The organism is Ruminococcus sp. (genome assembly GCF_024691275.1).
Classification (GTDB): Bacteria; Bacillota; Clostridia; order Oscillospirales; family Ruminococcaceae; genus Ruminococcus.
The window spans coordinates 1-25,816 of the sequence record NZ_JAILNU010000073.1 but is presented as its reverse complement, the minus strand read 5'-3'; the positions used below and the strand labels follow the sequence as shown (position 1 = coordinate 25,816).

The window sequence follows — 25,816 nt, the reverse complement described above, 5'->3', positions numbered from 1 at the left end:
ATCCACCTCAGAAAGGATCGTCAGCCTTCGTTGTTTTATACTGTATATATCCCATTTTTGTGTTCTGATCTTGTTTTTGCCTGATATTCTGTGTAATTAGCCCCTCTGCGTTGCTCGCAGAGGGGCTTTGTGGACAGGCTGCGAGGAGAACCTTTCCTCAGAAAGGTTCTCCTCAATATTTTTCAGTTCACTGACTGATGTGTTTGCAGAGAACCGCAGGTCTATCAGAAGTACCGTTTCGGGCTCATCAAATGGCTGAAAATAGTCATAACGAAGATATCCTTCCTCGTTTTGTATCTTGTCCACTGTGCCGCTTTCACCATTTCCTCGATGAATTTACGAGCGTTACGGTTTCCGACGGTATATTAGATATTTACTGTGATGCTCATAGTATCACATACTTGCTTTCAATATCTGCACTATCTCATCACGGTCAAGCACATTGTAACCGCCGTTCAGGATAATAGTTGCGTCGGCAATGCCTTCTATCATATCCTCAGTCGCACCAAGTTCGGAGATATTCATTACAAGTCCGATCTCCTTCATCCAGCTTTCCATAGCGAAAAGTCCCTCGTTTGCAAGCTGTTCATCGGTCTTGCCTTCGGCAGATACTCCCCATACCTCTGTAGCAAATCTCGCAAATTTCTTCAAGCCGTAAGGCATGATATATCTGTAATACGGCAGAGATACCGCTGCAAGCGTCATTCCGTGAGTAGCGTCCGTGTATGCCCCCACCGCCTGACCGAGCATATGCACCATCCAGTCCTCGGACTTTCCTCTGGAAACAAGCGTATTCAGCGCCCATGTCGCAGTCCACATGATATTTGAACGTGCTTCATAGTCCTGCGGATTCTCCACAGCGATACGGCTTGAGTGGATAAGGCTTTTCATAAGTCCCTCGCTGATGTAGTCGGAGGTATTGTCGTCCTCGCCTGAGAAATACTGCTCGCATATGTGATTGAGAATATCGTAGATACCTGCCGCCATCTGATACTTCGGGAGCGTCATGGTGTATCTCGGATTAAGGATAGAGAACTTCGGCATCACATCGTCACCGAAAACGTGACCGATCTTCAGCTTTGCTTCGTGATTTGTGATGACAGAACCGCCGTTCATCTCCGAACCTGTGCCAGCCATAGTCAGCACACAGCCCACAGGCACGATCTCGCAGGTCGGTTCTTCAAAACGGATAAAGTATTTCTCCCACGGATCATCGCCGCAGTTGACCGAGACTGAAACTGCCTTAGAGAAGTCGCAGACAGAACCGCCACCCACTGCAAGGATAAAATCAGTCTTATGTTCACGGGCGATAGCAACTCCCTCGTTAAGCTTGTCCGACGTGGGGTTCGGCATAACGCCTGCGACCTCTGCAACATTCTTGCCGCACTCATTTAGGATAGTGATTATCTCGTCATACAGACCGCTTTTCTTGATCGAACCGCCGCCGTACACAAACAGAATGTTCTTGCCGTAGTTTGCAAGCTCAGTTTTCAGATTGCTGAGAGAATCCTCTCCGAAATAGAGCTTTGTCGGGTTGTGATAGCTGAAATTTCCTAACATGATAATTACCTCCGTTTTATTATTTCAGGGAGAGCGCGACTGTTACACTGCCCTCGCCTAAGATCGTCTTTGATTCTTTTTGTGTGATGTTGTCTATATATCCGAGTTTTGTGAAGTTCCACGAGTTCTTGTCATAGCAGATCACAAAGCGGTGTCTGTGATAAAGGGTAAGGTCGCAGTAATCCATATCGAGCTGTTCGTCGTTAAGCTTTACGGCGTTTCTCCGATCTCTTCAAAGTTTGAGTGATCGCTCATATTTATTGTCATATCGCCTTGTTTCAGCAGTTCAACAAGAGCATATTTGCTTATTCGGGTTAAGATCCTGAAAGTTTCATATGTAATGACAGAACCTATCAGCTTTCTCATTTTCTCACATTTCTTCTCGTTATTCATACAAGCTGCGAAATCCTCGATGAACTAATCATCTCAGCCTGCGTCGATAAGGTTTTGTCTGATGCTTTCTTTCATATTGACACCTTCATATCTCTTGTTGTCTTTATTATATCAAAGTATTTGGCAAATTACAAATACTTATATCGAATACACAGCTATGCTTGACAGTTATAGACGATCATGGTATGATATTGAAAAAGGGGGGCTGAATGTATGGATATTCGTGTACTGAGATATTTCCTCGCAGTTGCAAGAGAACAGAGCTTTTCCACAGCAGCGGAGAGACTGTTTTTATCACAGCCTACGCTGTCACGTCAGCTAAAGGAGCTTGAATGTGAGCTTGGAAAAACTCTCCTTATCCGATCAAACAAGGGCGTTTCTCTTACAGAGGATGGAATGATACTTCGCAAACGCGCTGAGGAGATAGTGGAGCTTATGGACAAAACGGAGCAGGAGGTAAGGCAGAGCAAGGACAGCGTTTCGGGTACTGTTTATATCGGCGCAGGGGAGACCTACGCCATAAAGCTCATAGCCGATACAGCTCATAATCTGAAAACGGACTATCCCGATATCCGCTACAGTTTCTTCAGCGGCAACGGCACGGATGTACTGGAAAAGCTCGAACGGGGACTGCTGGATTTTGGACTGATATTCGGCAGTATCGACAGAACAAAGTACGAAGCCATTGAGATACCTCTGCACGACACATGGGGAGTACTGATGCGCCGTGACGAACCGCTCGCACAGAAGAAAACTGTTACGATCGCCGATCTGATGGGACTTAATCTGATTATTCCGCGTCAGCTGAATCACCTTATCATGATCTCCGAGCTTATCGCCGAACAGACTCCTGATGCTCATATTGTAGCCGAGTACAATCTTATATACAACGCCTCGGTAATGGTCAATGAGGGAATAGGAACAGCGATCACACTCGACCGCATTATCAATGTCAGCGGTGACAGCGATCTTTGCTTCCGTCCATTTGAACCGCGCATGGAGGCTGTATGCAGCTTTATCTGGAAACGCTATCCTGTCTTTTCAAAGGCAGCCGTTACTTTTCTGGAACAGTTCAGAAAAGACATATCGGCTTTATTATAGTATATAAAAAACTCATTTTATCAAGTTTGAGCAGAACTTCTCTTGAGAGTGTGGCGTTTCAATATTCGCTTTTCAGATGTAAGAATAACAGATCAATGGTGATATGACCATTTTTCGTGTGCATTTGCGAAGTTTCAGCGTCACACGCACAGTTATGGCTGCATTTTAATAGATAAAATAAAAGCCTGTATTAGCAGAGATGCCGATACAGGCTTTTTTGATGTTAAACAGCCTGTATATCATAGTTTGTGTGAATGAAAATATTTTTACAGATAAGGTATTGACAAACTTCCGGAACAATGTTATACTGTATATACAAGAATATATACAGTATAACGAAGGAGCGCGCTATGAAGATCGTTATAAAGAATAAAACCGAGTTGCCTATCTACGAACAGATAGAGCAGCAGATTAAAGCTCAGATACTTGAGGGAAGCGTAACCGAGGACGAGCAGCTGCCGTCTATCCGCCAGCTTGCAAGAGATCTGAAAATAAGCGTTATCACCACTACAAGAGTTTACAACGACCTTGCCGAGGAGGGCTTCATCATCTCCGTCACAGGTAAGGGATACTTTGTTGCTCCGCGCAACAACGAACTGCTGCGTGAGCGAATGCTTTGTGAAATGGAGGAAGGGTTCGAGAAAGCTGTACTGAATGGCAGAAACGCAGGGCTTTCCGACGATGAGATCATCGCCGCACTAAAAAAATTTATGGAGGAATGATTTATGGAGAACATTCTTGAGATCAAAGGACTTAACAAGGCTTATGACGGCTTTGCACTTAAAGATGTCAGCTTTTCCCTGCCAAAGGGGTATATAATGGGATTTGTAGGTGAAAACGGCTCCGGCAAGACCACCACTATCCGTTCCATACTCAATATGGCTAATATAGACAGCGGCAAGATCAGCGTTTTCGGTCTTGACAGCGTTAAAGACACTATCTCCATAAAGGAAAAGCTTGGCGTAGTCTTTGACAGCCTTTACCTTGCAGACCACCTCACTGCAAAACAGATAGAAAAACAGCTGAAGCCCTTCTACAAGGACTGGGACAGCAAGGAATTCGCAGGTCGTCTTAAATCTTTCGGACTTCCGAACAACAAGCGTGTCGGTGATTTCTCAAAGGGCATGAAAATGAAGCTTATGATAGCCATTGCACTTTCGCACAAAGCTGACTTCATGATACTCGATGAGCCGACCAGCGGTCTTGATCCCGTTGCCCGTGACGAGCTCCTTGATATACTTGCGGAGTATATCGAGGACGAAAACAGAAGCGTCCTTTTCTCCACACATATCACATCTGATGTAGAGCGTATCGCAGATTACGTTACCATACTCCACAACGGCAGAGTATTGTTCACGGGAACTAAGGACGAACTCAGCGAGAAATATGTTATTCTCAGAGGTGCTGAGGAGGACATATCCTCTGCACTGCGTGAAAAATGCATAGGCTTCCACGGCTACAGAAACGGCTTTGACGCACTTCTCAGCACCGAGTATCTGAGTGAAGTCACCGACAAGCTTGAGACAGAAACGGCTAACATCGACGAGATATTGGTCTATGTTGCAAAGGAGGAGAAATATGAACGACATAATGAAAATGATAAGGTTTGACCTTATCTCAGTCAGCAGTCTCACTGTGCCTTATGTAGCCATATTTGTCGTAGTAAGCATTATAGCCTCACTGTTCGGTCTCACCTTTGGTATCCTTTGTGGATTGAACTTTGTAATGATCATAGCGCCAATACAGGGAATCAACAATTCAAGCTGCAAAAGGCTCTACGGAATGCTGCCTGTCCGCAGAAGCTCTGTAATAAAGGCACTTTTTACTGAAATGTTCGTTACTATGTTCATAGGCGAACTGCTCTCTTTTCTGTGTTTGTTCATATGCAGGATCTCATCGCTTTACAAGATACTCCCCGAAAAGCTTTCGTATATAGCAGGAAGATTCTCTGGAATCCCGTACAGCAGATATGAAAAACTTTATCTGCTTGCAGCTGCGATATTTGCCTTCATAACTATAGTTCTCTGTTTTGTGCAGATGCGCTCGGAGGTCAAAAATATGGAGACCGCCATACGTGAGTTTATAATAATAGTGGCTGTATTTGCTGCCGCTGTAACATTCATATCTGTTATGATATACAACGAGAAGCTTGAAGCATTAAAGAATATACTGTTGCCGCGGACTTCGGCAGGCAAATGGCTGTCCATCGCCATACTCAATGCAGTCACCTTAGCCGCAGCATACCTGTTCTGCGCGGTTACAGTCAAAAAGGCTTCATACAAAGAGCTTTAAGGAGGGGAAATATGAAAAAGATAATTGATCTCATCCGAGTCGATCTCATATCGGCAAAGGGCAGGAACAAGGGTATATTCTTCCTTATTTTCCTGCTGACTGCTGCATTTGTAGTCATTGGAATGATCACAGAAGCCTTATTCATGGTATTCAGCATAATTGTGCTGGGAGTTATGCTCGTACCTTTTATTACAATGGCAGAAAAGACTCATAATGCAGGAAAAATATTCACTGTTATCCCCACTGACCGAAAAAGCATAGTAATTTCCCGTTTTGCTCTGACTACGGGAATATATACCGTTTTTTCAATAATTATTTTTATCCTGTACCTTATAATGGAAAAATTCAGTGATTTCCACACCTCTATGATTTCTAAGGACATAAGTAACTTATACGAAGTATCAAGCGGTTTCGGTACTGGTATACAGATGAAGGCTATGGAGAACTCAATATTCTGGTTTATTTTCGCTGTTACACTCATGGTCATGGCAGGTCAGCACAGGAGATACTTCAAAAACGGGATTTCAAGCAAGAACAACAACCTGCTGAAAAGCTTTCTTAAATTCTTAGGCGGAATTGCAATATTCTATGCTGTATCAGCCGGAATTATTTTTATATTCAATATAGATATACTGAAGCCTGCACTTATCGTGCTTGTAAATATGCTCATTGCACTTGCAACACCCATGAACGGTATGCTGCTCAGCATAATACTGATCTTTATCGGCTTCGGCTTCACCCTCTATCAGCTCGTTTCCTCGGTAGTGGACTATGAAGCTCGTGAGCTCTGAGGAGGTGGATATACATGAAAAGAATACTGCGCAGGACTGCCGCTATCATTGCTTCAGCGGTGCTTACAGTCTGCACTCAGCCATTCAGTGCTTTTGCAGAAGATGACGGTGATATTAAATTTCCGTCGGGAGTACCAGTCAGCTCTGTTATAAAAATTCAGGAAAAAATAGACGCACATCCCTACAATATCAAAAAAAGAGACAAATCCAACGCTCATGTGGAGCTTATTTTCCACGGCGACGAGATACTCTATACCCGTTACTACGGCTGCACAAACATCGAGGAGCACACACTTGCCGACGAAAACAGCGTGTTTGAATGGGGCAGCATCTCCAAGACCTTTACATGGGTGAGCATCATGCAGCTCTGGGAACAGGGGAAAATTGACCTTGAAGCTGATATCCGCACATATCTCCCCGATAATTTTTTCCGCCACCTTAAATACGACGATCCCATTACCCTTATGGACATAATGAACCACAAGGGCGGCTGGTGCGAGAAGTTCTACGACTCTACATCAGCGGATATGGCTGCAATGCCGTCACTTGAAGAAGCTCTCAGAAATACCGAGCCAGCCCAGACCTACCGACCGGGTGAGGTAGCTTCCTACTCAAACTGGGCAGCTGCTCTTGCAGGACTTATCGTTCAGCGTGTCAGCGGTATGGATTATGTTGAGTACGTCCACAAGAATATCTTTGAGCCACTCGGTATGGAGCACACCACAGCAGGTCCCGACTTTACCGATAATCCGTGGGTAAGAGAGCAGCGTCTGAAAACGATCTGCTATGAAACGTCCCTGCATAAAAGCTATATAGAAAATGAATACGGAATAATAGAGGACGAGATGATAGAAGAATACAAGTCCAAGGGCACCTGTCTATTTAACGATCAGCTTTACCCCTGCGGCGCGATAACGGGTACTCTCGGCGACCTTGCAACTTACGCACAGGCTTTTGTAAACGACGATCACCCACTGTTCCAGAATGCCGAAACTCAGGAGAAGCTCCTGTCAGGCTCGTCATTTTACGGAAACACGGATATTCCCTGCTTCAGCTATGGCTTTGATGTCAAGGAATACAACTATACCCGCACCTTCGGACATACGGGTTCGACCTTTGGCTGCGTTGCAAATATGGAATTTGATCCCGTATCAAAGTTCGGAGTCGTAGGTCTTTCAAACTGCGGCGATGATTTCCCGAATTCTTTATGTGCATCTGTTTTCGGCAGATTGAAGGCCCAAAAATATATCGGCGAAGATTACGAAAAAGCAGATATGACACCATACAGCGGATACTATTCAAACACACGTACCCATGCAGCAGGTATGGGAAAATTCATATTATATATGGACGCATTCTCGATTGATAATATAAACGCTGCAAAGGTTGCTGATGATGTATTTCTTGAATATCATTCCGAAGATTATTACGATGACAGTATATATGGCATAGTCTATAACTCTGACGGCACACGGGGCATAGTAAACAGCTGCTCGGAATACCTTGAAATAAAGCATTATGTGCCTAAGCTCTGTCTCCTTGCAGGCTTCATGCTTTGCGGAGTTGCTTCACTTTTCATACTCCTTGCAAAGCGGAAGCTCAATAAGGCACACAAGGCAGCTCCTCTGTCATTTGCCCACATCATAACCGCAGGACAGTTTGCAAAGATAATATCACTCGCAGCAATGATATCTATAGTTGTTATTCGCGTGAAAGGAGACAACGACGGTCTCACCAAGACTGAGGGAACAGTCATTGGTATTATACAGTTTGTATGCCTTGCAGTCTGCGGACTTGCGCTTATTGCTGCCGCTTACTCCTTCATAGCCAAAAAGAAGCTGCCTTACGGGAGGATCCGCAGCCTGTCATGCTTTGCGGGAAATCTTATCACAGTATCCGCAATGTTCTTTTTCGAGATGTACAACTTCTGGTGCTGCTGAATACCCGAATGAGTATAGCAACAGCAATTTGTGCGAAACGATAATTATAAGAAAAGCCTGTATTAACATTTCTGCTAATACAGGCTTTAATGCTGATATTCAGGTTACAAGAAGACAAACTATTGAAATCAGAGGAGAACTTTTTTATGCACTTTCAAACTGAGAATTGTAAAGCTGTGCGTAGAAACCGTTCTTTGCAAGGAGTTCTTCGTGATTGCCTTGTTCAACGATATCGCCGTCCTTCATTACAAGAATCATATCGGCATTGCGTATCGTTGAGAGTCTGTGAGCGATGACAAAACTTGTTCTTCCGCTCATAAGGTGGTCCATAGCGTCCTGTATGAGAACCTCTGTACGTGTATCGACAGATGAAGTAGCTTCATCAAGTATCATTACCCTCGAATCCGAGAGAATAGCTCTTGCAATTGTAAGAAGCTGCTTTTGTCCCTGTGATACGTTGCTTGCGTCTTCATTCAAAACCATGTCATAGCCGTTCGGGAGCGACTGTATGAAGTGATGAGCATGGGCAGCCTTTGCAGCTACGATGACTTCTTCGTCGGTAGCATCGAGTCTGCCGTAACGGATATTCTCCATGATAGTACCGTGAAACAGCCATGTGTCCTGCAATACCATACCAAAGCTCTTACGCAGTTCTTTACGCGGTATCATGCGGATATCAGTACCGTCAAGGGAAATTGTTCCGCTGTTTACATCATAAAAACGCATAAGCAGCTTAACCATCGTAGTCTTGCCTGCGCCTGTCGGACCTACGATAGCGATCTTCTGTCCCGCCTTTATATCTGCACTAAAGTCGCCTATGACGATCTTTTCAGGATCATAACCGAACGAAACGTGCTCGAAGCAAACATTTCCCTGTACATTTTCGGGGATAACAGCATTTTCGACTGTTTGTTCTTCTTCCTCTTCATCAAGGAATTCAAATACTCTTTCGGCAGCAGCCGTCATAGACTGCACCTGATTTATTACCTGAGCGATCTGCTGTATAGGCTGGGTGAACTGCTTGACATACTGGATAAATGCCTGTATATCACCTATTCCGATAACGCCCTTTATTGCAAGCATACCGCCTGATATCGCCACACCTGCGTAACCGATATTTCCGACGAATGACATAACGGGCATCATTATTCCCGAAAGGAACTGCGACTTCCACGCCGACTTGTACAGCACATCATTGGTTGAGCAGAACTCGTCGATAGTTTTCTGTTCTTTATTAAAAGCCTGAACTACAGTGTGACCGCTGAAGGTTTCCTCGACAAGGCCGTTAATATGTCCAAGATATTCCTGCTGTGTGCGGAAATGCTTCTGTGATTTTTTAATGACAAACGAGAGCAGAGCACCGGAAACAGGAAGTATAACGATAGATATAAGGGTCATCAGCGGGGAGATGGAAAGCATCATTACAATAATACCGATAAGAGTTGCCGTAGAAGTGATTATCTGAGTAATACTCTGATTCAGTGTAGTGCCGAGAGTATCAACATCATTGGTTATACGGGAAAGAACTTCGCCGTATGTACGGCTCTCGAAATACTTCATAGGCATACGGCCTATTTTCTCCGAGATATCCTTCCTAAGACGATAACAGACCTTCTGTGAGATGCCTGTCATTATCCAGCCCTGGACAAAGCTTACAGCAGAGCTGAAAATATATAGTCCGAGGGTAAAGAGGAGAATCTTTCCTATATATCCGAAATCTATGCCGCCTGTACCTGCAATTTTGCTCATAAGCCCGTCAAACAGAGCATTTGTAGCTTTTGCCATTATTTTAGGGCCTGCTACAGAGAATACAGTAGCGACTGCGGCAAGTATCATTACGATCAATATAGCGATTTTGTATGCTCCAAGGTAAGATATGAGCTTTTTCATTGAACCTTTGAAGTTTTTAGGTTTTTCACCGGGAGCAAATCTTCCTCCGCCCATATGACCGTGGGGACGAGCAGCAGGTCTGTTATTTTCACTCATTATCCTCACCTCCGATGCTCTTTTCAATTTCTTCTTCCGAAAGCTGTGAGTTTGCGATCTGTCTGTATGTTTCACAGTTCTTCATAAGCTGTCTGTGATTGCCCTTGCCTACGAGTTTTCCTTCGTCGAGCACGAGTATCTGTTCAGCGTTCATTATGGTGCTTATACGCTGTGCTACGATGATAACAGCAGAATTCTTTACATATCTGCCGAGTGCTCTGCGGAGTGCGGCATCTGTTTTCATGTCAAGCGCCGAGAAGCTGTCATCGAAGATGTAGATCTCGGGAGATTTTACAATAGCTCGTGCAATGGCGAGACGCTGTTTCTGACCGCATGAGACATTGCTTCCTCCCTGAGAAATGGCGCGTTCAAATTTCTCCTCGTTAGACTCTATGAATTCCATTGCCTGAGCAATTTCGGCAGCTTTCTGCATTTCCTCATCTGTCGAATCTTCCTTGCCGAATTTAAGGTTTGAGCTTATCGTACCCGAGAAGAGCACACCCTTTTGCGGTACAAGTCCGATCCTGCTGCGAAGGTCGGATTTTGAGAGCTTGCGTACATCTACTCCGTCAACGGTTATACTTCCTTCCGTTACATCATAAAAACGTGGGATAAGGTTGACGAGTGTAGTTTTTCCACAGCCTGTACTGCCGATGATAGCAGTTGTTTTGCCTGCTTCAGCTGTGAAGCTGATATTTTCAATGGCATTTGATTCGGCATTGGGGTACTTGAATGAAACGTTATCAAAGCAGACTGTACCTGTGCAGGAGGTGATCTTTTCAGGGATCTCGGGTTCAAGTACAGTTGTGTTTGTTTTAAGTACCTCGTCTATTCTGTCGGCTGCAACGCCTGCACGGGGGAGAAGCACGGACATTACCGTGAGCATGAGGAATGACATTACTATCTGCATGGAATACGTGATAAATGCAGTCATTGCACCTACCTGAAGATCACCTGCATCTATCCTGTGAGCAGATACCCATACTATCGTAAAGGAAACGCCGTACATTACCAGCATCATACCCGGCATCATGAAGGTCATTACTCTGTTTGTGAACAGCTGAGTGCGCATGAGTTCGGTGTTGGCTTTGTCGAAGCGCTTTTCCTCCTCCTTTTCCCGTCCGAAGGCTCTTATAACGCTGAGTCCTGTGAGTATTTCGCGTGAAATAAGGTTGAGTCCGTCAACAAGCTTCTGCATTACCTTGAATTTAGGAAGCGTAACGAGCATGAGAACCATCACGAACATAAGGATTATTGATACAGCTGCAATTATAATCCAACCCATATTCGCACCTGTGTTTATGACCTTGATAACGCTTCCTATGCCGAGGATAGGAGCATACATCAGTACTCTAAGCAGCAGAGCCGTTACCATTTGTATCTGCTGAACATCATTTGTGCTTCTTGTAATGAGTGAAGCGGTCGAAAATTTATCTATTTCGGTATTGGAATAGCCTATGACCTTTTTGAAGACCTTGGCTCTGAGGTCACGTCCTATGCCTGCACCTGTACGGGCTGCGAAAAATCCTGCACATACAGCAGCTGCGAGCATAAATACAGCCATGACGAACATTTTGAAGCCCTGCTTCCAGAGGTAGCTTTTTTGTATGGAATCCACATCTATACCCGCAGCTTTATCAGCTGCAACAGCGAATGCAAGTCCCATAGATCTCATGGTATTGCTGCCGATAGTGGAGGAGGTCTTTTCGAGCTGACCGCGCATTTCGGAGATCTGTTCCGAATTCATCTGACCGCTTTCGATAAGTCCTTCCATTACAGGACGCATATCAACATAAGTTGTTGCAACGCCTTTTTCGTTTTCAGCCTCGTGGATATTGAGGTCGGTGTGCATATATTCGCTTATCTCGTCAAGAGTAAGGCTGTCGATATCAAGTTCCCGAGGAGCCTTGTCCGGAGCAGCCTGCATTGAGTTTTTTATAGTGGCTCTGAAACGCTCCTCGCTCATATTGCCTGTCTGATATGAGAGAGTTACAGGTATCAGGAACTTGTCGCTGAGTTTTTTGAGTGAGCTTTCGCGGGCTGTTCTCTTGAACAGTTCGTCTCCGCACTGAGTGTAGCAGTTGGTCCATTCTGACTTTTCTTCATCAGTCATGAACAGCATTGAGTACTTCATATCATCAGCTGTCATTTTCTCAGGCAGGACGTACTCTATGCCGTGATTCTGGATACCAACGTCGATCATGTCGGATGTGTACTGAGGGAGAGCTATCTCGCAGTACGCCTGTACACCGAGCAGCACAAGGATTATCATGACGATGTGCCAGTATGGTGCTAAATTTGCTATTATTCTTTTCATTATATCCTCCTTTTGTTTTATTCAGCGCTAATTATACATTATTAATACATAAAAGTCAAGGCAGCATGGTTTTATGGAATCGGAGAGCTGTTTATACAAGAATTTCTCTCAATTTCTCATAGTTTGCCTTTACTCCGTCATCAAGATCAATGGTTATGTTTTGTTTTGAGAGGAGATCGAGCCGATGTATAAAGCCGTCCATTTCAAGCAGGAGAGTTTGCAGGCGGCTTATATCTCTTCGGAGAGCAGCCTTTTCAGCTCCTGTCGTGAGCTTATGAGCTTTTCTGAGATCATCAAGTGACTTGCTGAGCTTTTCATAATGTGGCTGAGCGTATTTTTCGAGGAGCACATTTATAAAGCTGCTGTTATAGCGGTGAAGATACATATATGCCGTAAAAGCATTTTTACGCCCCGAGGTTATCTGCCAGTAGATCGGGCGGTTCTTGTAAGTTTTGGAGTGATCGGCAAAAAAGCATCGTTTAAGGTAATTATAAAGAAAGGTCTGTGCATCGCCGCTGCCGCCGAGAGCTTCCGTGATGAATTCAAGGTTAGCATCAAGTGTGTCACTTCCGTACACTTTTTCGATAAAATCTGTTACTGCGGCAGTCAGTCCGCTTTTGCTGTCATTGAGAGTCATGATATTATCGGGACATGGTATGATAGTTGAGTACGCAGAGCCGTCCCATGCACCGCCTGCATAGCACAGTCCGTCACGATCAACGGAATATCTCCCGAAAATACAGCCAACGGCAAAGCTTATCAGGCTTTTTATCTCACGCTGAAGATCAGCACGTCTTACAGTAACATCATTGTCATTGACCTCTGCGCTTATTTCATCGCCGATACCGTAAAGAGCAATAAAAAAGCGATTTAGCTTCTCCTCATTGCTTTTCAGTTTGCTGAAGCGTTCATCGCATAATTTTTGCCAGTCTTTGAATTTGTCCGAAATAAGTCTGGACATAGTTTACCCCCCCCTGACAGCTTTTTATAATTATTATCTTTAAAGAGTATATGATTATTATAACATATGACAATGCTGCCGTCAATTGACAATATTTTACTTTGGCTGTATAATAAAAGTTGATAGAAAGTTGATATTTCTGAGGTAATATCTGTACGAAAGGAAGTGCTGACGTGTACAGGATACTTATTGCAGATGATGAAAAAGACGTTGTGAGTTTGCTGAAGGATTATTTTGAACTTGCAGGATACTGTGTCTACACGGCTTACAGCGGCGCTCAGGCTATTGAAGCAGCTTCTGTTTCGCCTGATATAATACTTCTTGATGTGAATATGCCTGACGGTGACGGAATAGAGGTTTGCAGCAGGATACGCGATCATGTGAGCTGTCCCATACTTTTCCTTACCGCAAAGGTAGAAGATGAGGACAAGATAAGAGGCTTTTCGGCAGGTGCAGATGACTATATTATCAAGCCGTTTTCACTTGACGAGCTTGGAGCGCGTGTTGCAGCTCATATACGGCGCGATCACAGGGACAATACTGTAAAGAATGTGAGATTTTACGGAAATGTCGTTATTGACTATACCGAGAAGACTGTTTGCGTCGGTGAAAAGGAAGTAGACCTTGCGAACAAAGAGTTCCGCATTATCGAGCTTCTTACACTGAATACGGGACAGGTCTTCGACAAGGAACGCATCTACGAAAAAATATGGGGATATGACGCGGAAGGGGACAGCTCTGTTATTGCGGAGCATATCAGGCGAATAAGGGTAAAGCTCGGAAAATTCGGAGAAGATCATCATATCGGTACGGTCTGGGGAATGGGGTATAAATGGGTAAAATAGACGGAAAAAGCATACATACTTCACTTGTAAAGTACCTCATACCGTGCATGATGATTTGTGGAGCAGGCTGCTTTGTGATAGAAAGCGTACTGGAATATCTCTATAACTGGTGCAATTCAAGGTTCATCGACCGTATGGGATATTATGTATTCACATCTGACAAACAATCGGAGCATTGCATACTTATGCTTATCGGAGCAGCAAAATATGTATTGATACCATTGTGGTCGGTTTTTTGTCTATGGTATACATTCAGGCGTTTTTACCGCATGGAGCTTAAAGCGCCTGTAGATGTCCTGAAAGATGCGGCTGACAAGATACTCAGCGACGATCTTGATTTCAAGGTTGAGAGCAGCTGCAAAAATGAACTGGGACAGCTTTGCGGTTCTTTTGAGGAGATGCGCAAAAATCTCTACGAGAGCAACTATGAGCTCTGGAAGTCTCTTGAAGAACGTAAGCGGCTCAACTCGGCATTTTCCCATGATCTTCGCACTCCCATAACTGTGCTGAAGGGGTACGCGGAGCTTGTAAGGAATTTCAGCGGCAAGCTTGCTCCCGAGAAGCAGTCGGAGATATTGCAGAAAATGAGCGACCAGATATCAAGGCTGGAGCACTATACCGAGAAAATGAATTCGGTACAGAAGCTTGAAGACATAGTTCCCGATGGAAAAGATACTGACCTTTCTGAGATAACCGCTCAGCTCAGCGAAACAGGAAAGCTTCTGTGCGGTGATCGCAGTTTTGTCTTCGATACGCAGAACACCACCGATGAAAAGATCTTTATCGACCGTGAATTAGTTATGCAGGTCTTTGAGAATCTTGTATCAAATGCAGTGCGTTATTCCGACGGAACGATAAAATGCACGGTCAATGCCGGTTATGAAAAGCTTTTCATTGCAGTAAATGATGACGGAAAGGGCTTTTCTGATGAAGCTCTCAGAAAAGCATGGCAGCCTTTTTACCGTGATGACAAGGAGGAAAACAAGGAGCATTTCGGACTTGGATTATATATTTGCAGGCTCCTTTGCAGGAAATGCGGTGGTGATATTGAAGTAAAAAACGGCGAAAACGGCGGTGGAAACGTCACTGCATCTTTCTCGATAAAAAATCACAAAAGTAGATAAAAAGTTGAAATTCATAGATTATTATAATGACATGATAAGGAAAAAGCTTATCATGTCATTTCTTTTGGAGGCGATTAAATGGATAACAACATCGTAATAAAGAACGTCGATAAGTTTTACGGCAACAAACAGGCACTCTATAACATTGATCTGACTATCGGAAAAGGTATGTTCGGACTTCTTGGCAGAAACGGTGCAGGAAAAACAACTCTAATGAAAATGCTTGCGGCACTTCATCAGAAGAAAAAAGGAGAGATAACTGTCTGCGGGATACCAATTGAAAAGGCTGGTCAGATTCGTGCTGTAACAGGATATCTTCCGCAGGATTTCTCAATGTATCCTTCAATGCGGACTGATGAGGCTCTTGAATATCTTGGGATACTTTCGGGAATGAAAAGTGGCGACCTGAAAAAGCGCGTGACTTCTCTTCTGCGCCGAGTAAATCTTATTGAACACCGACATAAAAAGGTGAAGCAGCTTTCAGGCGGTATGAAACGCCGACTTGGTATCGCTCAGGCGCTTATTCATGATCCGAAGGTGCTCATTGTTGACGAGCCGACGGCAGGACTTGATCCTGAAGAGCGCATACGCTTCAGGAACCTTCTTTGCGAGGTCGCAGAAGACAGGATAGTTATTCTTTCAACGCATATAGTCGGGGACATCGAAGCTGCCTGCGAACAGATAGCCATAATGGACGAGGGCAGGATACTCTGGCGCGGGACAGTGAGCGAGCTTGTAAAAAAAGCAGAGGGACACGTATATACTGTCAATGTGGAGAAAAAGTTCATGCCGCAGATCAAAAAAGAATATATAGTAACAGGTATGCTTGCACAGACTGAGTATACGACAGTCAGGATAGTATCCGACTCCGAGCCCGATCTTCCCAATGCTGTACTCACGGAGCCCGACCTTGAAGCAGCGTATATGTACTGCCTTCACAGCAGCGGCTGTGACGTAAAGGGAGGTGAGGAGTAATGCTGTTTATAAAGGAATGTAAGAAACTGCTGCGCTCGGTTACTTTTATAATATATTCTGTATTAGTGGTATTGATGTTCTGGACGCAGTACTGGGATGTTCTTGATGCTCCTCTGAACGAAACAGCTTGTATGTCTTGTGAAGAAACCAAATCCTCAGGTGATCCCGAGCTTATAATGCCTGCTGCGCTTGATTCTCTTACAAGCTGTTATTTATCAAATTCATATATCTGCTATCCTTACGGCTTTTTCAAGTCTGTTCACCTTAACAGCGCAAATAGCAGGAAGATACAGAAGTATATAACCGAACTCAGCGGACTCAGCAGCGACGAGATAGAAGCGCTGAAAGATCAAAATGTTAAGTATTATATAAGTCACGGAACAACTGATTATGCAGAATATAATGTAGAAGATGTTCCGCTGAAAACAGACGTTACATATGAACGGTTCGTTGAGATAATGGGAGATGTTAACGATATCCTTGGCGGCGGTTCTGACTATAAGCCCGAAGCTCTTGCGTATAATTTCTCTCAGGTGGAAATGACAGAGGAGGAGCTGAAGGAACAGTATAACGATTTTATCGAAAAGGATCATATCTCGATTGCATACGGCAGACTGTTCAGTGACTATCTCGGCATTGACCTTGCATTCGTTCCTGTATTCGTTGCGGCAGCTCTTATAACAGCTGACAGACGCGGAAAGATGAAGGAGCTTGTTTACTCGCGCAAGGTGTCGTCGTTCAAGCTTGTTTTCACAAGGTTTGCCGCACTTTTTGCGACTATGATAATACCTGTATTCTTGTGTGCGGTGCTGTCTGCGGCGAAGATAATGTATATGTATAGCGGAAGTGATCCGAGTTTTACGGGATTTTTTGCTGTCTCAGGAGCATGGCTCATGCCTAATATTGCAATGACTACAGCTGTGGGAATGCTGGTTTCCGAGATATTCTCAGCGGGAGCTGCTATACTTGTACAGTTTATATTCTGGTTCGGCAGTCTGATGATGTCAGATGCAGCACTATATGGAAATATCGGCAAATTCACGTTTATATGCCGCCATAACCGTTTGATGCACAGAGCGGATTTTATGGCAAATTATGATAATTTTGTCTTTAATCGTATATTCTATCTGATGCTTTCGCTGGTAATGGTATTGCTCACCGTATTTGTGTATGAAATGAAGAGGGGAGGAAAATTCAATGGCATTGTGTTCTTTGGCAAGGGTGGCATATTCAGACGTAAAGCATAATTTTATCATACACTACCTTATAGCCGCAGCCGTTGTATTTACCGCACCTGTATTTTTCAGCTATGCAGAGCTGAATGAGCGTCAGGCTGCACAGCCGCTGGAGGTCATAATTTCACTTATTGGCTGTATTTTGCTTACTCCGATATTCATGCCGGAGCAGAATGAAAGTATACGTGATGTGATACGTTCAAAAAAGACTGCTTATTATTTTATCTGCCTGATACGGTTGATACTTTCTTTTGCAGTTCTTGCTGTGCTGATCGGCTGTTCGGTATTGTACATGAAGCACTGCGATTCAAAGGTAACGTTTCGGCTTTTTTCAGGGACATTATCAAGTGCAGTCCTGCTCGGAGCGATAGGCTTTTTTGCGGCAGGAGTCGCAGATAATGTTATAATCGGTTATATGGCTTCGCTTTTTTACTACATGATAAACTTCACACTCAAGGAGAAAATGGGAGTATTTTACTTGTTTTCAATGATGCAGGGGAGTTTTGAGGAGAAAAAATGGCTTATTATGCTTTCGCTCGTGCTTATATCCATTACTTTCGGGTATTTGAAGCTTATAAAAAAACAATAGACAGGAAAAGGCTTTTGCAGATGCAAAAGCCTTTTTCATTTGAAATTATTTGTGCCTTTGATGCTCAGACCCTCGTCAAAGTCGTCAAGAAAATGATGATAGTCACTGCCGCGGTGATATGATATAAGTGTCTGTAAGTTAACGTTTTCGACGCTGCGGAAGATATTCATATCAACAGCAGGATTGTTTGCTCGAAGCTGTGAGAGCAGCTGCTTTACCTCTGCCCTTTTGGAACTGCCTTCGCTTTTAGTTATCCGACAGGCACACTGTATGAAGTGAATGTCATTGTATTCCGACCATTTAATTATATCAGCTTCACGAACAAGGTAAAGGGGTCTGATGAGTTGTACCCCCTGATAGTTTTCACTGTGGAGCTTTGGCATCATGGTCTGAAACTGTGAGCCGTAGAGCATTCCCATAAGTATAGTTTCAATGACATCGTCAAAGTGATGACCGAGGGCGATCTTATTGCAGCCGAGCTCCTGAGCAGTTTTATAAAGCCAGCCGCGGCGCAGCCTTGCGCATAAGAAGCAGGGGTGCTTTTCGGCTTTGGCAGTTGACTCAAAAATGCGGGTATTCATTATCTTTACAGGTATTTCGAGGGTATTGGCGTTTTCGATAATTTGATTTCGGTTTTCGATATTGTATCCTGGATCCATGACGATATACTCGGCACTGAATTTTAGTTCGCTGTATTTTTGCAGGCGCTGTATGCATTTTGCCATAAGCATGGAATCCTTTCCGCCTGAGATACAGACAGCGATCCTGTCTCCGTTTTCTATAAGCTTGTACTTTTCAATGCCTTTTCGGAATTTTGACCATATTGACTTGCTGAATTCTCCTGTAATGGAGCGTTCGATATATGTATTCATTAATATCACCTACCTGTTTATAATAACACTATATACTATACAACTAAAAATAGTCAAAGTCAATAGAAGCATAAACTAATAAAAATTAAGAAAGTTTTTATTTTTTGTAGAAAACTCTTGAATAGTACTTTAAAATAATGTATAATAATATTTGTGTGGGCTTTTTTACTCATACATATGGTTTAACGTAAAATCATTCAAACAATTCGGCAGTTGAACTGCTTAGATCCGAGGAGAAATTTATGAGAAAACTGAACGGTATTAAGCTGATGCACCGTAAGAATACGGAAAACAGCTCTACTGTGGTTTTTCCTGTACCTGCTAAGGTAAGGATACCAATGTCCATGACAATGGGCGCTCCTTGTCAGCCGCTTGTAAAAGTCGGTGACGAGGTAAAGGTCGGACAAAAGATCGGTGACACCGATGCACCTTTCAGTGCCCCTGTACATTCGGGAGTATCGGGCAAGGTGACAGCTTTATCCGACTATCGAAACGCTATGGGAGTTGTCTGCAAAATGGCAGAGATAGAGACTGACGGACTTCAGACAGTCTCAGATGAAGTGAAGCCACCTGTTGTAACTGACAAGGAAAGCTTCATAAAGGCAGTGCGCGAGAGTGGTGCCTGCGGTCTGGGAGGTGCAGGCTTTCCGACGCATATCAAGCTGAATCCCAAAAACAATATAGATACACTTATCATCAATGCTGCGGAGTGCGAGCCTTATATCACGGCTGATTACCGCGAAATGATGGAGAATCCGCAGGACATCATCAACGGTATCAATATGGTGAAGTCTCAGCTCGGCATAAAGAGCGCAAAGCTTGCTATTGAAGCCAATAAACCTGAGGCAATAAAGAATTTCACTGAAATGGCTGAGAACGATGATACTATCGACATCATAACATTGCCGTCTGCTTACCCTCAGGGTGCTGAGAAGGTAATAATCTATAACTCAACGGGCAGGATAGTCAATGAAGGCTCTCTTCCGGCAGATGCGGGCGTTATCGTTATGAATGTATCCACTGTCGCTTTTCTGTACCGTTATATGCAGACAGGTATGCCCCTCGTAACGCGAAGACTTACCATAGACGGAAATGCTGTAAGCGAACCTAAGAATGTAAGCTGCGTTATAGGAACTTCATTCAGGGAGCTCCTTGAATTCTGCAAAACCGATATAGATTCTGTCAAGAAGCTCATTGCAGGAGGTCCTATGATGGGCATGAGCGTACCTGATATGGATATGCCTGTTGTAAAGACTTCAAATGCCCTTCTTGCTTTTAATCACTATGATGAGCGAAAAACTTCAAATTGTATCAGATGCGGACGCTGTGTACGTGTGTGTCCTCTCGGACTTATGCCTGCTGATATCGACAGAGCATATAAGATACGCAATATAGACGAGCTCAGGCAGCTAAAGGTACTGCTGTGCATGAACTGCGGAAGCTGTACATATGTCTGTCCTGCAAACAGAAAGCTTGCAGAGACGAACCAGCTTGCCAAAATGCTTATTCCAAGAAAGTAAGGAGGCGGAGAGATAATGAATAAGCTAATCGTTTCGCCGTCACCGCACGACGAGAACTACATAAAAACTTCAAATATCATGCTGAATGTTATCATCGCACTTCTTCCTGCATGGGGAGTTGCGGTATACTTCTTCGGACTTCGCGTTATACCCCTTACTGCTGTATGTATAGGCAGCTGTATCTTCTTTGAGTATGCCTGCCGAAGAATTATGAAGCGCGATAATACTGTTGGTGATATGTCAGCAGCAGTTACGGGACTTATACTTGCGATGAACCTGCCTGTGACCCTGCCGTACTGGATGGCTGTTATAGGTTCATTTGTTGCGATAGTCATAGTCAAGCAGCTGTTCGGCGGTCTTGGACAGAACTTCGCAAATCCTGCCATTACTGCACGTATCGTTCTCATGGTCAGCTTCACGTCAGAGATGACGCGCTGGATAAAGCCTATGGAGCGCGACTACGATGCGGTATCATCGGCAACTCCGCTTGTTCTTGCCAAAAACGGCGGAGAGCTTCCGTCCTATCTCGACCTTTTCCTCGGAAATACAGGCGGCTGTCTTGGTGAGGTGTGTGCGCTTGGACTTCTTATCGGCGGACTTTTCCTTGCGGTAAGAAAGATAATCTCACTTGCTGCACCATTATCATTCATCGGAAGCCTTTTCGTTCTCAGCTGGATAGGCGGAGATGATCCTGTATACCAGATACTTGCAGGCGGTGTGTTCCTGGGAGCATTCTTCATGGCTACAGACTATGCTACAACTCCTATCACAAACAAGGGCAAGATAGTATTCGGACTTGGCTGCGGCATCATAACATTTGTTATAAGACGCTTCGGCTCTTATCCTGAGGGAGTTTCCTTCTCGATACTTCTCATGAATGTGCTTACTCCGTACATAGAGCAGCTTACAAGGACTAAGGTGCTCGGCGCAAAGGAGGCTGAAAAGCATGAAGGATAAGATCAAACCTACTCTTGTGCTGACCGTTATCTGCGTAGTTGCATCACTCCTTCTTGTATTTGCTTACGAGCTCACAAAGGACAGGATAGCTGAACAGAAAGCAGAGAAATTCAACAGCAGCGTCGAGGCTCTTTTCGGCAAGACCGAAAGCAAGATCATCAATATGAAGTGCAAGCTTGACGAAGTTGAAACCATTGCTGTTACTCCCGATAAAAAGACCGTTGTTCAGGTATGTACCGATGGCTATTCAAAGGGCGGCATAAATATCCTCGTTGGTATAGACGAGAACGGAGCTGTTTCGGGTATCGAATTCGTATCACTGGGCGAGACTCCGGGGCTTGGTTCAAAGGTGCGCGATCAGGAAGAATTTCGCAAGCAGTTCTACGGTCTGACAGAACCACAGGAAGAATTTGACGTAATAAGCGGTGCTACATTCTCCTCAAAGGGCATGAAACACGCAGTAGATACCGCACTTAAAGCATATAACGAAAATAAGGAGGCGATACTCGGTGGCTGAAAATAAAACACCTCTTACAAAAGAGATAACAAAGGGAATTATCAAGGAGAATCCTACACTTGTGATGCTCCTCGGAATGTGTCCTACACTTGCCGTAACAACTCAGGCGGCAAACGGTATCGGTATGGGACTTGCGACCACATTCGTGCTTCTCGGCTCAAATATCGTAATATCAGCGCTGAGAAAGGTGATACCGGACAAAGTGCGTATCCCTGCATTCATCGTTGTTATCGCAAGCTTCGTAACTCTTATAGGATTCCTGCTTGAAGGCTTTGTTCCAAGCCTTTATGACAGCCTTGGAATCTACCTCACACTTATCACTGTAAACTGTATCATCTTCGGCAGAGCTGAAATGTTTGCAAGCAAAAACGGTGTCGTGGCATCAGCCTGCGACGCTATAGGAATGGGTATCGGCTTCACGCTGGCACTGTTCCTTATGGGTTCTGTGCGTGAGATAATCGGTGCAGGACAGTGGTTAGGCTTCAGGATACCTGTTATCAGCGAGCAGCCAATGCTGCTGTTCATAATGCCGGCAGGTGGATTCTTCACCTTAGGTGTAATAATTGCACTGGTTAATAAGCTTTCCAACAAGAAGCCTCCTCAGGAGCTTGGTTGCAGCGGCTGTCCAAATGCTGAAAAATGCGGAAAGGCAGGTGACTGTCAGTGAAAACAATGCTCGTAATACTTCTGTCGGCAATGCTGACAGACAACTTCGTTCTTTCAAAGTTCATGGGAATATGTCCTTTTCTTGGCGTATCGAAAAAACTCGACAGTGCCGCAGGTATGGGAATCGCTGTTACTTTCGTAATGATATGCGCGACCCTTGTTACTTATCCGATACACCACGGCATACTTGTTCCGAATCATCTTGAATACTTCGATACTGTCGTATTCATACTTATTATCGCCCTGTTCGTTCAGCTTGTGGAGAATATCCTCAAGAAGTGTGTACCATCGCTCTACAGCTCGCTTGGCGTATATCTGCCTCTTATTACTACAAACTGCGCTGTTCTTGGTGTAACTGTGCTTAATATCGACAATGGCTACAGCTTCGGACAGTCCATAGTGAATGCACTTGGTGCAGGTCTAGGCTTCATGCTTGCACTTGTTATCTTCTCGGGCGTTCGCAAAAAGCTTGAATACGCAGATATTCCCGAGACATTCAAGGGAGTTCCTGCTACACTTATCGCCGCTTCGATAGTTTCCGTAAGCTTCATGGGCTTCTCGGGACTGTTTAACTGAGGAGGTGCAACAGATGACTTATCTTATACCTGCTCTTATACTTGGCGGCTGCGGAATCCTCGCAGGAGTACTTCTGACTATCGCTGCTAAAGTGTTCTATGTAAAAGTTGATGAGAGAATAGAAAAGATTGGAGAATCTCTACCACAGGCTAACTGCGGTGCGTGTGGATATGCAGGTTGTGCAGACTACGCAGCGGCTATCGTACAAAAGGGAGCTGCAACAAATCTCTGCCGTCCGGGCGGAGCAGATGCAGCAGCAAAGATAGCGGCTATACTTGGTACAGCGGCAGCAGAAGTCGTTCCTATGACAGCAGTTGTGCATTGCAGCGGTGACTGCAATGCCACACAGTCGGCATTTTTGTTTGACGGTGTGCAGTCCTGTAAGGCTGTCAAGCGTTTCTACAGCGGAAACGGTACCTGTAAATACGGCTGTATCGGTCTTGGAGACTGTGTAAGCGTCTGCGAGCACGATGCTATAAAGGTTGTAAACGGCATTGCTAAGGTGATACCTGCTCTTTGCGGAGCCTGCGGACAGTGTGCATCAGCCTGTCCGAATCAGCTTATATCAATAAAGCCTCTTGCAAAGCATATCGACGTTCTCTGCTCATCAAAAGACAATGGCAAGGCAACAAAGCTTGCCTGCAAAAACGGTTGCATCGGCTGTAAGATGTGTGAGAAGAAGTGTCCGAACGGAGCAATAACCGTTACAGACTTCCATGCGTCTATCGACTACGACAAGTGTACCAATTGCGGAGCTTGTATGGCAGCCTGCCCTGTAAAAGTAATTCACACCTGTGAAGCATAAGAAAAAGCCGCAGAAATTCTGCGGCTTTCGTTTTATTCGGCTTCCTGAGCAAGTTTGTAAAGATCAAGCTTTATGTCTTTATCACGACAATGTATCGTAAGTGTTGAGCCCTCGGATATATCACGCATCGGAGCGCTCCAAACCAATCCGTCAACGTTAGTCAATTCGTCAATATTCTGCCTGAATGGGAGACATGGTCTGAATTCGAGCCTTGCCGATACAGCATTTCCGTTATATGTCTGATCTATGCGGTATTTCAGAGCAGAGAGCATATTGTCAACGTTGATATATATTCTAAGATCACCTGCATGATATAAAACTCCTGTTGCAGGAAGATTGTTCCCATATTCATCAACGAGCCTTTCTCCGTCAAGATATATCGCGTTGTTGTAAGAGTCAATCTCGAATTTGCTGCCGATTGGTATTTCAATATCTTTTTCCTCAACGTTGATGTCATCAAAATAATGATATACGTCGTTTGTGTGGTTTATAGTAGGGTAGCAGGATATATTATCAGATTTTGTCAGCACGGGATGAGCGCAGAAAAGCTCATATGCCGTACCTAAAAGAAAAAATGCAGCAACGAAAACAGCAAACAGTATCTTTGTTATTTTTATCTTTCTTTTGACCTTAGTCATAGGTTTTATGTCCTTTGACTTTGTATCGAGCTTTATATCGCCGTTTTTCATTTCCTCGTATGTCTTTTGGCAGTCCTCGCAGTCGGCAATATGCTTTTCGATCTCTTCTTTGCTTACATCTGAAAGGGCGTTATCGCAGTAGAGGGGGAGAAGGTCTTTTATTATTTCGCATTTCATAGTATTACTCCTTTCTCAGCTTTTGTTTTGCACGGTAGTACGTAACTCTTGCCCAGCTTGCACTTTTTCCGAAGAGCTGACCTATCTCCTCGAAATTCATAGCCCCTGTAGCTCTCAGCAAAATAATCTCTTTATCACGTTCGGGCAGTTCGTGGATCTGCTTGATAATAAACATTTTCGTATCTGAGCTTTCCACTTTGTCATCCGGAGAGATTATGCTTATATCAAGCGCGGAAAGATCGTGTTCTTGTGAAGCTGACGGGTGGAATTTACGTCGCTTTAATTCTTTTAGCCATAAAAACTTTGCTATCTGGCAGAGCCAAGTGCAAACAGAGCATTTTTTATCGAATCTGTCAAGTGAGCGAAGAGCTTGCAGAAAAGTTTCCTGAGTAAGTTCCTGTGCGGTATCAGGTTCGTGGCATATGCTTATAAGGTAGGCATATACCTTTTGACCGTATTGCATATAATATTCTTCGATCTCTTTATTCATCTGCTGCCCTCCTTTAAGATAATTTCAGAAGCTTCTATTATGTTAGTACACTGAGAAGACATAACGTTACAAGAAAAACTAATATTTACAAAAAATCTCCAAAATATGAAATAAATGTAAATTGCTTGCTTGTGTAACTTAATATAAACAAAATATATATAGGTATTGATATTTTATATTTGCTATATGGGTTGCATTATGCTATAATAATTTATGGAAAGTCATTCTTTCATAAATGACAATCTCATATCCCCTTATTAAGAATGAGAACCTCCCCCCTAATGGCTCTCATTCTTTTTTTCTATCCTTTTGAAAAAAACGCCCCGATCAAAGGCTATTGCCGTTTGATCGTAACCGCTCAATAACATACCACCTGTAAATGAAAGATTCCCGAGCTGCGGCTCGGGGATTACTATTGCTCATAATGCTTTACAAATTTTCTGTACAGATCTATTCCACGGCAGGAGCTCTTCAAGTATATCTGGATTT

The 25,816-nt window shown here is 44.0% G+C and carries 27 protein-coding genes; 17 read left to right on the top strand and 10 right to left on the bottom strand.

Annotated features, from left to right (window positions below; translation table 11 throughout):
• Positions 1–96: 96 nt before the first annotated feature.
• The 4 genes from K6G33_RS15270 to K6G33_RS08610 form a co-directional block, all read right to left on the bottom strand.
• Entirely contained in the window at positions 97–306 is a 210-nt protein-coding gene (locus K6G33_RS15270) for a hypothetical protein (RefSeq protein ID WP_367270494.1), read from the bottom strand.
• An 87-nt stretch (positions 307–393) separates the two neighbouring features.
• Positions 394–1,560, bottom strand: a complete 1,167-nt coding sequence (locus K6G33_RS08620; protein WP_296778373.1) for an iron-containing alcohol dehydrogenase — start codon at positions 1,558–1,560, stop codon at positions 394–396.
• Positions 1,561–1,579: 19 nt separating this feature from the next.
• Complete coding sequence (locus K6G33_RS08615) at positions 1,580–1,747, bottom strand: cyclophilin-like fold protein (RefSeq protein WP_296778370.1); 168 nt, start codon at positions 1,745–1,747, stop codon at positions 1,580–1,582.
• Positions 1,748–1,770: 23 nt separating this feature from the next.
• A complete protein-coding gene (locus tag K6G33_RS08610) occupies positions 1,771–1,953 on the bottom strand; it encodes a hypothetical protein (RefSeq protein ID WP_296778368.1) in 183 nt (60 codons plus the stop codon).
• Positions 1,954–2,166: 213 nt separating this feature from the next.
• Here K6G33_RS08610 and K6G33_RS08605 point away from each other — a divergent pair, with 213 nt between their 5' ends.
• From K6G33_RS08605 to K6G33_RS08580, 6 genes are all read left to right on the top strand, one after another.
• Positions 2,167–3,054 carry a LysR family transcriptional regulator gene (locus tag K6G33_RS08605; protein ID WP_296778365.1) on the top strand — a complete coding sequence of 296 codons (888 nt, stop codon included), beginning with the start codon at positions 2,167–2,169 and terminating at the stop codon, positions 3,052–3,054.
• A 350-nt stretch (positions 3,055–3,404) separates the two neighbouring features.
• Positions 3,405–3,776, top strand: coding sequence for a GntR family transcriptional regulator (locus tag K6G33_RS08600; RefSeq protein ID WP_296778363.1), 372 nt, complete (start codon positions 3,405–3,407; stop codon positions 3,774–3,776).
• Positions 3,777–3,779: 3 nt separating this feature from the next.
• Positions 3,780–4,664 carry an ABC transporter ATP-binding protein gene (locus K6G33_RS08595; protein ID WP_296778360.1) on the top strand — a complete coding sequence of 295 codons (885 nt, stop codon included), beginning with the start codon at positions 3,780–3,782 and terminating at the stop codon, positions 4,662–4,664.
• Positions 4,633–5,346, top strand: a complete 714-nt coding sequence (locus K6G33_RS08590; RefSeq protein WP_296778357.1) for a hypothetical protein — start codon at positions 4,633–4,635, stop codon at positions 5,344–5,346. Before K6G33_RS08595 ends, K6G33_RS08590 begins: the two co-directional genes overlap by 32 nt.
• A gap of 11 nt (positions 5,347–5,357) precedes the next feature.
• Entirely contained in the window at positions 5,358–6,137 is a 780-nt protein-coding gene (locus K6G33_RS08585) for an ABC-2 transporter permease (RefSeq protein WP_296778355.1), read from the top strand.
• 14 nt (positions 6,138–6,151) lie between these two features.
• On the top strand, positions 6,152–8,077 hold the full coding sequence (locus tag K6G33_RS08580) for a serine hydrolase (protein WP_296778352.1): 1,926 nt from the start codon (positions 6,152–6,154) through the stop codon (positions 8,075–8,077).
• Positions 8,078–8,221: 144 nt separating this feature from the next.
• Here the strand turns inward: K6G33_RS08580 and K6G33_RS08575 are convergent, their stop codons facing one another.
• From K6G33_RS08575 to K6G33_RS08565, 3 genes are all read right to left on the bottom strand, one after another.
• Positions 8,222–10,021 carry an ABC transporter ATP-binding protein gene (locus K6G33_RS08575; protein WP_296778377.1) on the bottom strand — a complete coding sequence of 600 codons (1,800 nt, stop codon included), beginning with the start codon at positions 10,019–10,021 and terminating at the stop codon, positions 8,222–8,224.
• A gap of 34 nt (positions 10,022–10,055) precedes the next feature.
• On the bottom strand, positions 10,056–12,380 hold the full coding sequence (locus K6G33_RS08570; protein ID WP_296778351.1) for an ABC transporter ATP-binding protein: 2,325 nt from the start codon (positions 12,378–12,380) through the stop codon (positions 10,056–10,058).
• A 91-nt stretch (positions 12,381–12,471) separates the two neighbouring features.
• A complete protein-coding gene (locus K6G33_RS08565) occupies positions 12,472–13,341 on the bottom strand; it encodes a hypothetical protein (protein WP_296778348.1) in 870 nt (289 codons plus the stop codon).
• A gap of 173 nt (positions 13,342–13,514) precedes the next feature.
• Between K6G33_RS08565 and K6G33_RS08560 the strand changes: the two genes are divergently transcribed.
• The 5 genes from K6G33_RS08560 (at position 13,515) to K6G33_RS08540 (ending at position 18,109) form a co-directional block, all read left to right on the top strand.
• Complete coding sequence (locus K6G33_RS08560) at positions 13,515–14,186, top strand: response regulator transcription factor (RefSeq protein WP_296778345.1); 672 nt, start codon at positions 13,515–13,517, stop codon at positions 14,184–14,186.
• Entirely contained in the window at positions 14,174–15,310 is a 1,137-nt protein-coding gene (locus tag K6G33_RS08555; RefSeq protein WP_296778343.1) for a HAMP domain-containing sensor histidine kinase, read from the top strand. The genes K6G33_RS08560 and K6G33_RS08555 overlap by 13 nt, the downstream gene beginning before the upstream one ends.
• 78 nt (positions 15,311–15,388) lie before the next feature.
• Entirely contained in the window at positions 15,389–16,285 is an 897-nt protein-coding gene (locus tag K6G33_RS08550; protein ID WP_296778341.1) for an ABC transporter ATP-binding protein, read from the top strand.
• Complete coding sequence (locus K6G33_RS08545) at positions 16,285–17,532, top strand: ABC transporter permease (RefSeq protein ID WP_296778339.1); 1,248 nt, start codon at positions 16,285–16,287, stop codon at positions 17,530–17,532. Before K6G33_RS08550 ends, K6G33_RS08545 begins: the two co-directional genes overlap by 1 nt.
• Positions 17,483–18,109 carry a hypothetical protein gene (locus K6G33_RS08540; protein ID WP_296778336.1) on the top strand — a complete coding sequence of 209 codons (627 nt, stop codon included), beginning with the start codon at positions 17,483–17,485 and terminating at the stop codon, positions 18,107–18,109. Before K6G33_RS08545 ends, K6G33_RS08540 begins: the two co-directional genes overlap by 50 nt.
• A 35-nt stretch (positions 18,110–18,144) precedes the next feature.
• Here the strand turns inward: K6G33_RS08540 and K6G33_RS08535 are convergent, their stop codons facing one another.
• The gene (locus tag K6G33_RS08535) at positions 18,145–18,981 is read right to left on the bottom strand and encodes an ATP-binding protein (RefSeq protein WP_296778334.1); all 837 of its coding nucleotides are present in this window, start codon (positions 18,979–18,981) and stop codon (positions 18,145–18,147) included.
• Positions 18,982–19,223: 242 nt separating this feature from the next.
• Here K6G33_RS08535 and rsxC point away from each other — a divergent pair, with 242 nt between their 5' ends.
• The 6 genes from rsxC to K6G33_RS08505 are packed head-to-tail and all read left to right on the top strand — an operon-like array spanning position 19,224 to position 24,022.
• Positions 19,224–20,501 (top strand): electron transport complex subunit RsxC, encoded by a 1,278-nt coding sequence (rsxC, locus tag K6G33_RS08530; protein ID WP_296778332.1) that lies wholly within the window; start codon positions 19,224–19,226, stop codon positions 20,499–20,501.
• A 15-nt stretch (positions 20,502–20,516) separates the two neighbouring features.
• Positions 20,517–21,458 (top strand): RnfABCDGE type electron transport complex subunit D, encoded by a 942-nt coding sequence (locus tag K6G33_RS08525; RefSeq protein ID WP_296778329.1) that lies wholly within the window; start codon positions 20,517–20,519, stop codon positions 21,456–21,458.
• A complete protein-coding gene (locus tag K6G33_RS08520; protein WP_296778326.1) occupies positions 21,448–21,975 on the top strand; it encodes an FMN-binding protein in 528 nt (175 codons plus the stop codon). The genes K6G33_RS08525 and K6G33_RS08520 overlap by 11 nt, the downstream gene beginning before the upstream one ends.
• Positions 21,968–22,642 carry an electron transport complex subunit RsxE gene (rsxE, locus tag K6G33_RS08515; RefSeq protein WP_296778323.1) on the top strand — a complete coding sequence of 225 codons (675 nt, stop codon included), beginning with the start codon at positions 21,968–21,970 and terminating at the stop codon, positions 22,640–22,642. Before K6G33_RS08520 ends, rsxE begins: the two co-directional genes overlap by 8 nt.
• Positions 22,639–23,217: an RnfABCDGE type electron transport complex subunit A gene (locus tag K6G33_RS08510; RefSeq protein WP_173449885.1), complete on the top strand. Its 579-nt coding sequence runs from the start codon at positions 22,639–22,641 to the stop codon at positions 23,215–23,217. Before rsxE ends, K6G33_RS08510 begins: the two co-directional genes overlap by 4 nt.
• Before the next feature lie 13 nt (positions 23,218–23,230).
• Positions 23,231–24,022 carry an RnfABCDGE type electron transport complex subunit B gene (locus tag K6G33_RS08505; RefSeq protein WP_296778319.1) on the top strand — a complete coding sequence of 264 codons (792 nt, stop codon included), beginning with the start codon at positions 23,231–23,233 and terminating at the stop codon, positions 24,020–24,022.
• A gap of 32 nt (positions 24,023–24,054) precedes the next feature.
• Here K6G33_RS08505 and K6G33_RS08500 read toward each other — a convergent pair whose 3' ends face one another.
• Together K6G33_RS08500 and K6G33_RS08495 are read right to left on the bottom strand one after the other, a co-directional pair.
• Positions 24,055–24,837, bottom strand: coding sequence for a zf-HC2 domain-containing protein (locus tag K6G33_RS08500; protein ID WP_296778317.1), 783 nt, complete (start codon positions 24,835–24,837; stop codon positions 24,055–24,057).
• Positions 24,838–24,841: 4 nt separating this feature from the next.
• Positions 24,842–25,327 carry a sigma-70 family RNA polymerase sigma factor gene (locus K6G33_RS08495; RefSeq protein ID WP_296778315.1) on the bottom strand — a complete coding sequence of 162 codons (486 nt, stop codon included), beginning with the start codon at positions 25,325–25,327 and terminating at the stop codon, positions 24,842–24,844.
• Positions 25,328–25,816: the final 489 nt, after the last annotated feature.

Coding starts and splice junctions, on each gene's coding strand:
- K6G33_RS08620 (WP_296778373.1), bottom strand. CDS start 1,560: ATGTTAGGAAATTTCAGCTATCACAACCCGACAAAGCTCTATTTCGGA.
- K6G33_RS08555 (WP_296778343.1), top strand. CDS start 14,174: ATGGGTAAAATAGACGGAAAAAGCATACATACTTCACTTGTAAAGTAC.
- K6G33_RS08550 (WP_296778341.1), top strand. CDS start 15,389: ATGGATAACAACATCGTAATAAAGAACGTCGATAAGTTTTACGGCAAC.
- K6G33_RS08535 (WP_296778334.1), bottom strand. CDS start 18,981: ATGAATACATATATCGAACGCTCCATTACAGGAGAATTCAGCAAGTCA.
- K6G33_RS08570 (WP_296778351.1), bottom strand. CDS start 12,380: ATGAAAAGAATAATAGCAAATTTAGCACCATACTGGCACATCGTCATG.
- K6G33_RS08580 (WP_296778352.1), top strand. CDS start 6,152: ATGAAAAGAATACTGCGCAGGACTGCCGCTATCATTGCTTCAGCGGTG.
- K6G33_RS08590 (WP_296778357.1), top strand. CDS start 4,633: ATGAACGACATAATGAAAATGATAAGGTTTGACCTTATCTCAGTCAGC.
- K6G33_RS08525 (WP_296778329.1), top strand. CDS start 20,517: ATGAATAAGCTAATCGTTTCGCCGTCACCGCACGACGAGAACTACATA.
- K6G33_RS08605 (WP_296778365.1), top strand. CDS start 2,167: ATGGATATTCGTGTACTGAGATATTTCCTCGCAGTTGCAAGAGAACAG.
- K6G33_RS08500 (WP_296778317.1), bottom strand. CDS start 24,837: ATGAAATGCGAAATAATAAAAGACCTTCTCCCCCTCTACTGCGATAAC.
- K6G33_RS08585 (WP_296778355.1), top strand. CDS start 5,358: ATGAAAAAGATAATTGATCTCATCCGAGTCGATCTCATATCGGCAAAG.
- K6G33_RS08610 (WP_296778368.1), bottom strand. CDS start 1,953: ATGAATAACGAGAAGAAATGTGAGAAAATGAGAAAGCTGATAGGTTCT.
- K6G33_RS08540 (WP_296778336.1), top strand. CDS start 17,483: ATGGCATTGTGTTCTTTGGCAAGGGTGGCATATTCAGACGTAAAGCAT.
- K6G33_RS08520 (WP_296778326.1), top strand. CDS start 21,448: ATGAAGGATAAGATCAAACCTACTCTTGTGCTGACCGTTATCTGCGTA.
- K6G33_RS08565 (WP_296778348.1), bottom strand. CDS start 13,341: ATGTCCAGACTTATTTCGGACAAATTCAAAGACTGGCAAAAATTATGC.
- K6G33_RS08600 (WP_296778363.1), top strand. CDS start 3,405: ATGAAGATCGTTATAAAGAATAAAACCGAGTTGCCTATCTACGAACAG.
- K6G33_RS08575 (WP_296778377.1), bottom strand. CDS start 10,021: ATGGGCGGAGGAAGATTTGCTCCCGGTGAAAAACCTAAAAACTTCAAA.
- K6G33_RS08595 (WP_296778360.1), top strand. CDS start 3,780: ATGGAGAACATTCTTGAGATCAAAGGACTTAACAAGGCTTATGACGGC.
- rsxC (WP_296778332.1), top strand. CDS start 19,224: ATGAGAAAACTGAACGGTATTAAGCTGATGCACCGTAAGAATACGGAA.
- K6G33_RS08615 (WP_296778370.1), bottom strand. CDS start 1,747: ATGGATTACTGCGACCTTACCCTTTATCACAGACACCGCTTTGTGATC.
- K6G33_RS08495 (WP_296778315.1), bottom strand. CDS start 25,327: ATGAATAAAGAGATCGAAGAATATTATATGCAATACGGTCAAAAGGTA.
- K6G33_RS08505 (WP_296778319.1), top strand. CDS start 23,231: ATGACTTATCTTATACCTGCTCTTATACTTGGCGGCTGCGGAATCCTC.
- K6G33_RS08545 (WP_296778339.1), top strand. CDS start 16,285: ATGCTGTTTATAAAGGAATGTAAGAAACTGCTGCGCTCGGTTACTTTT.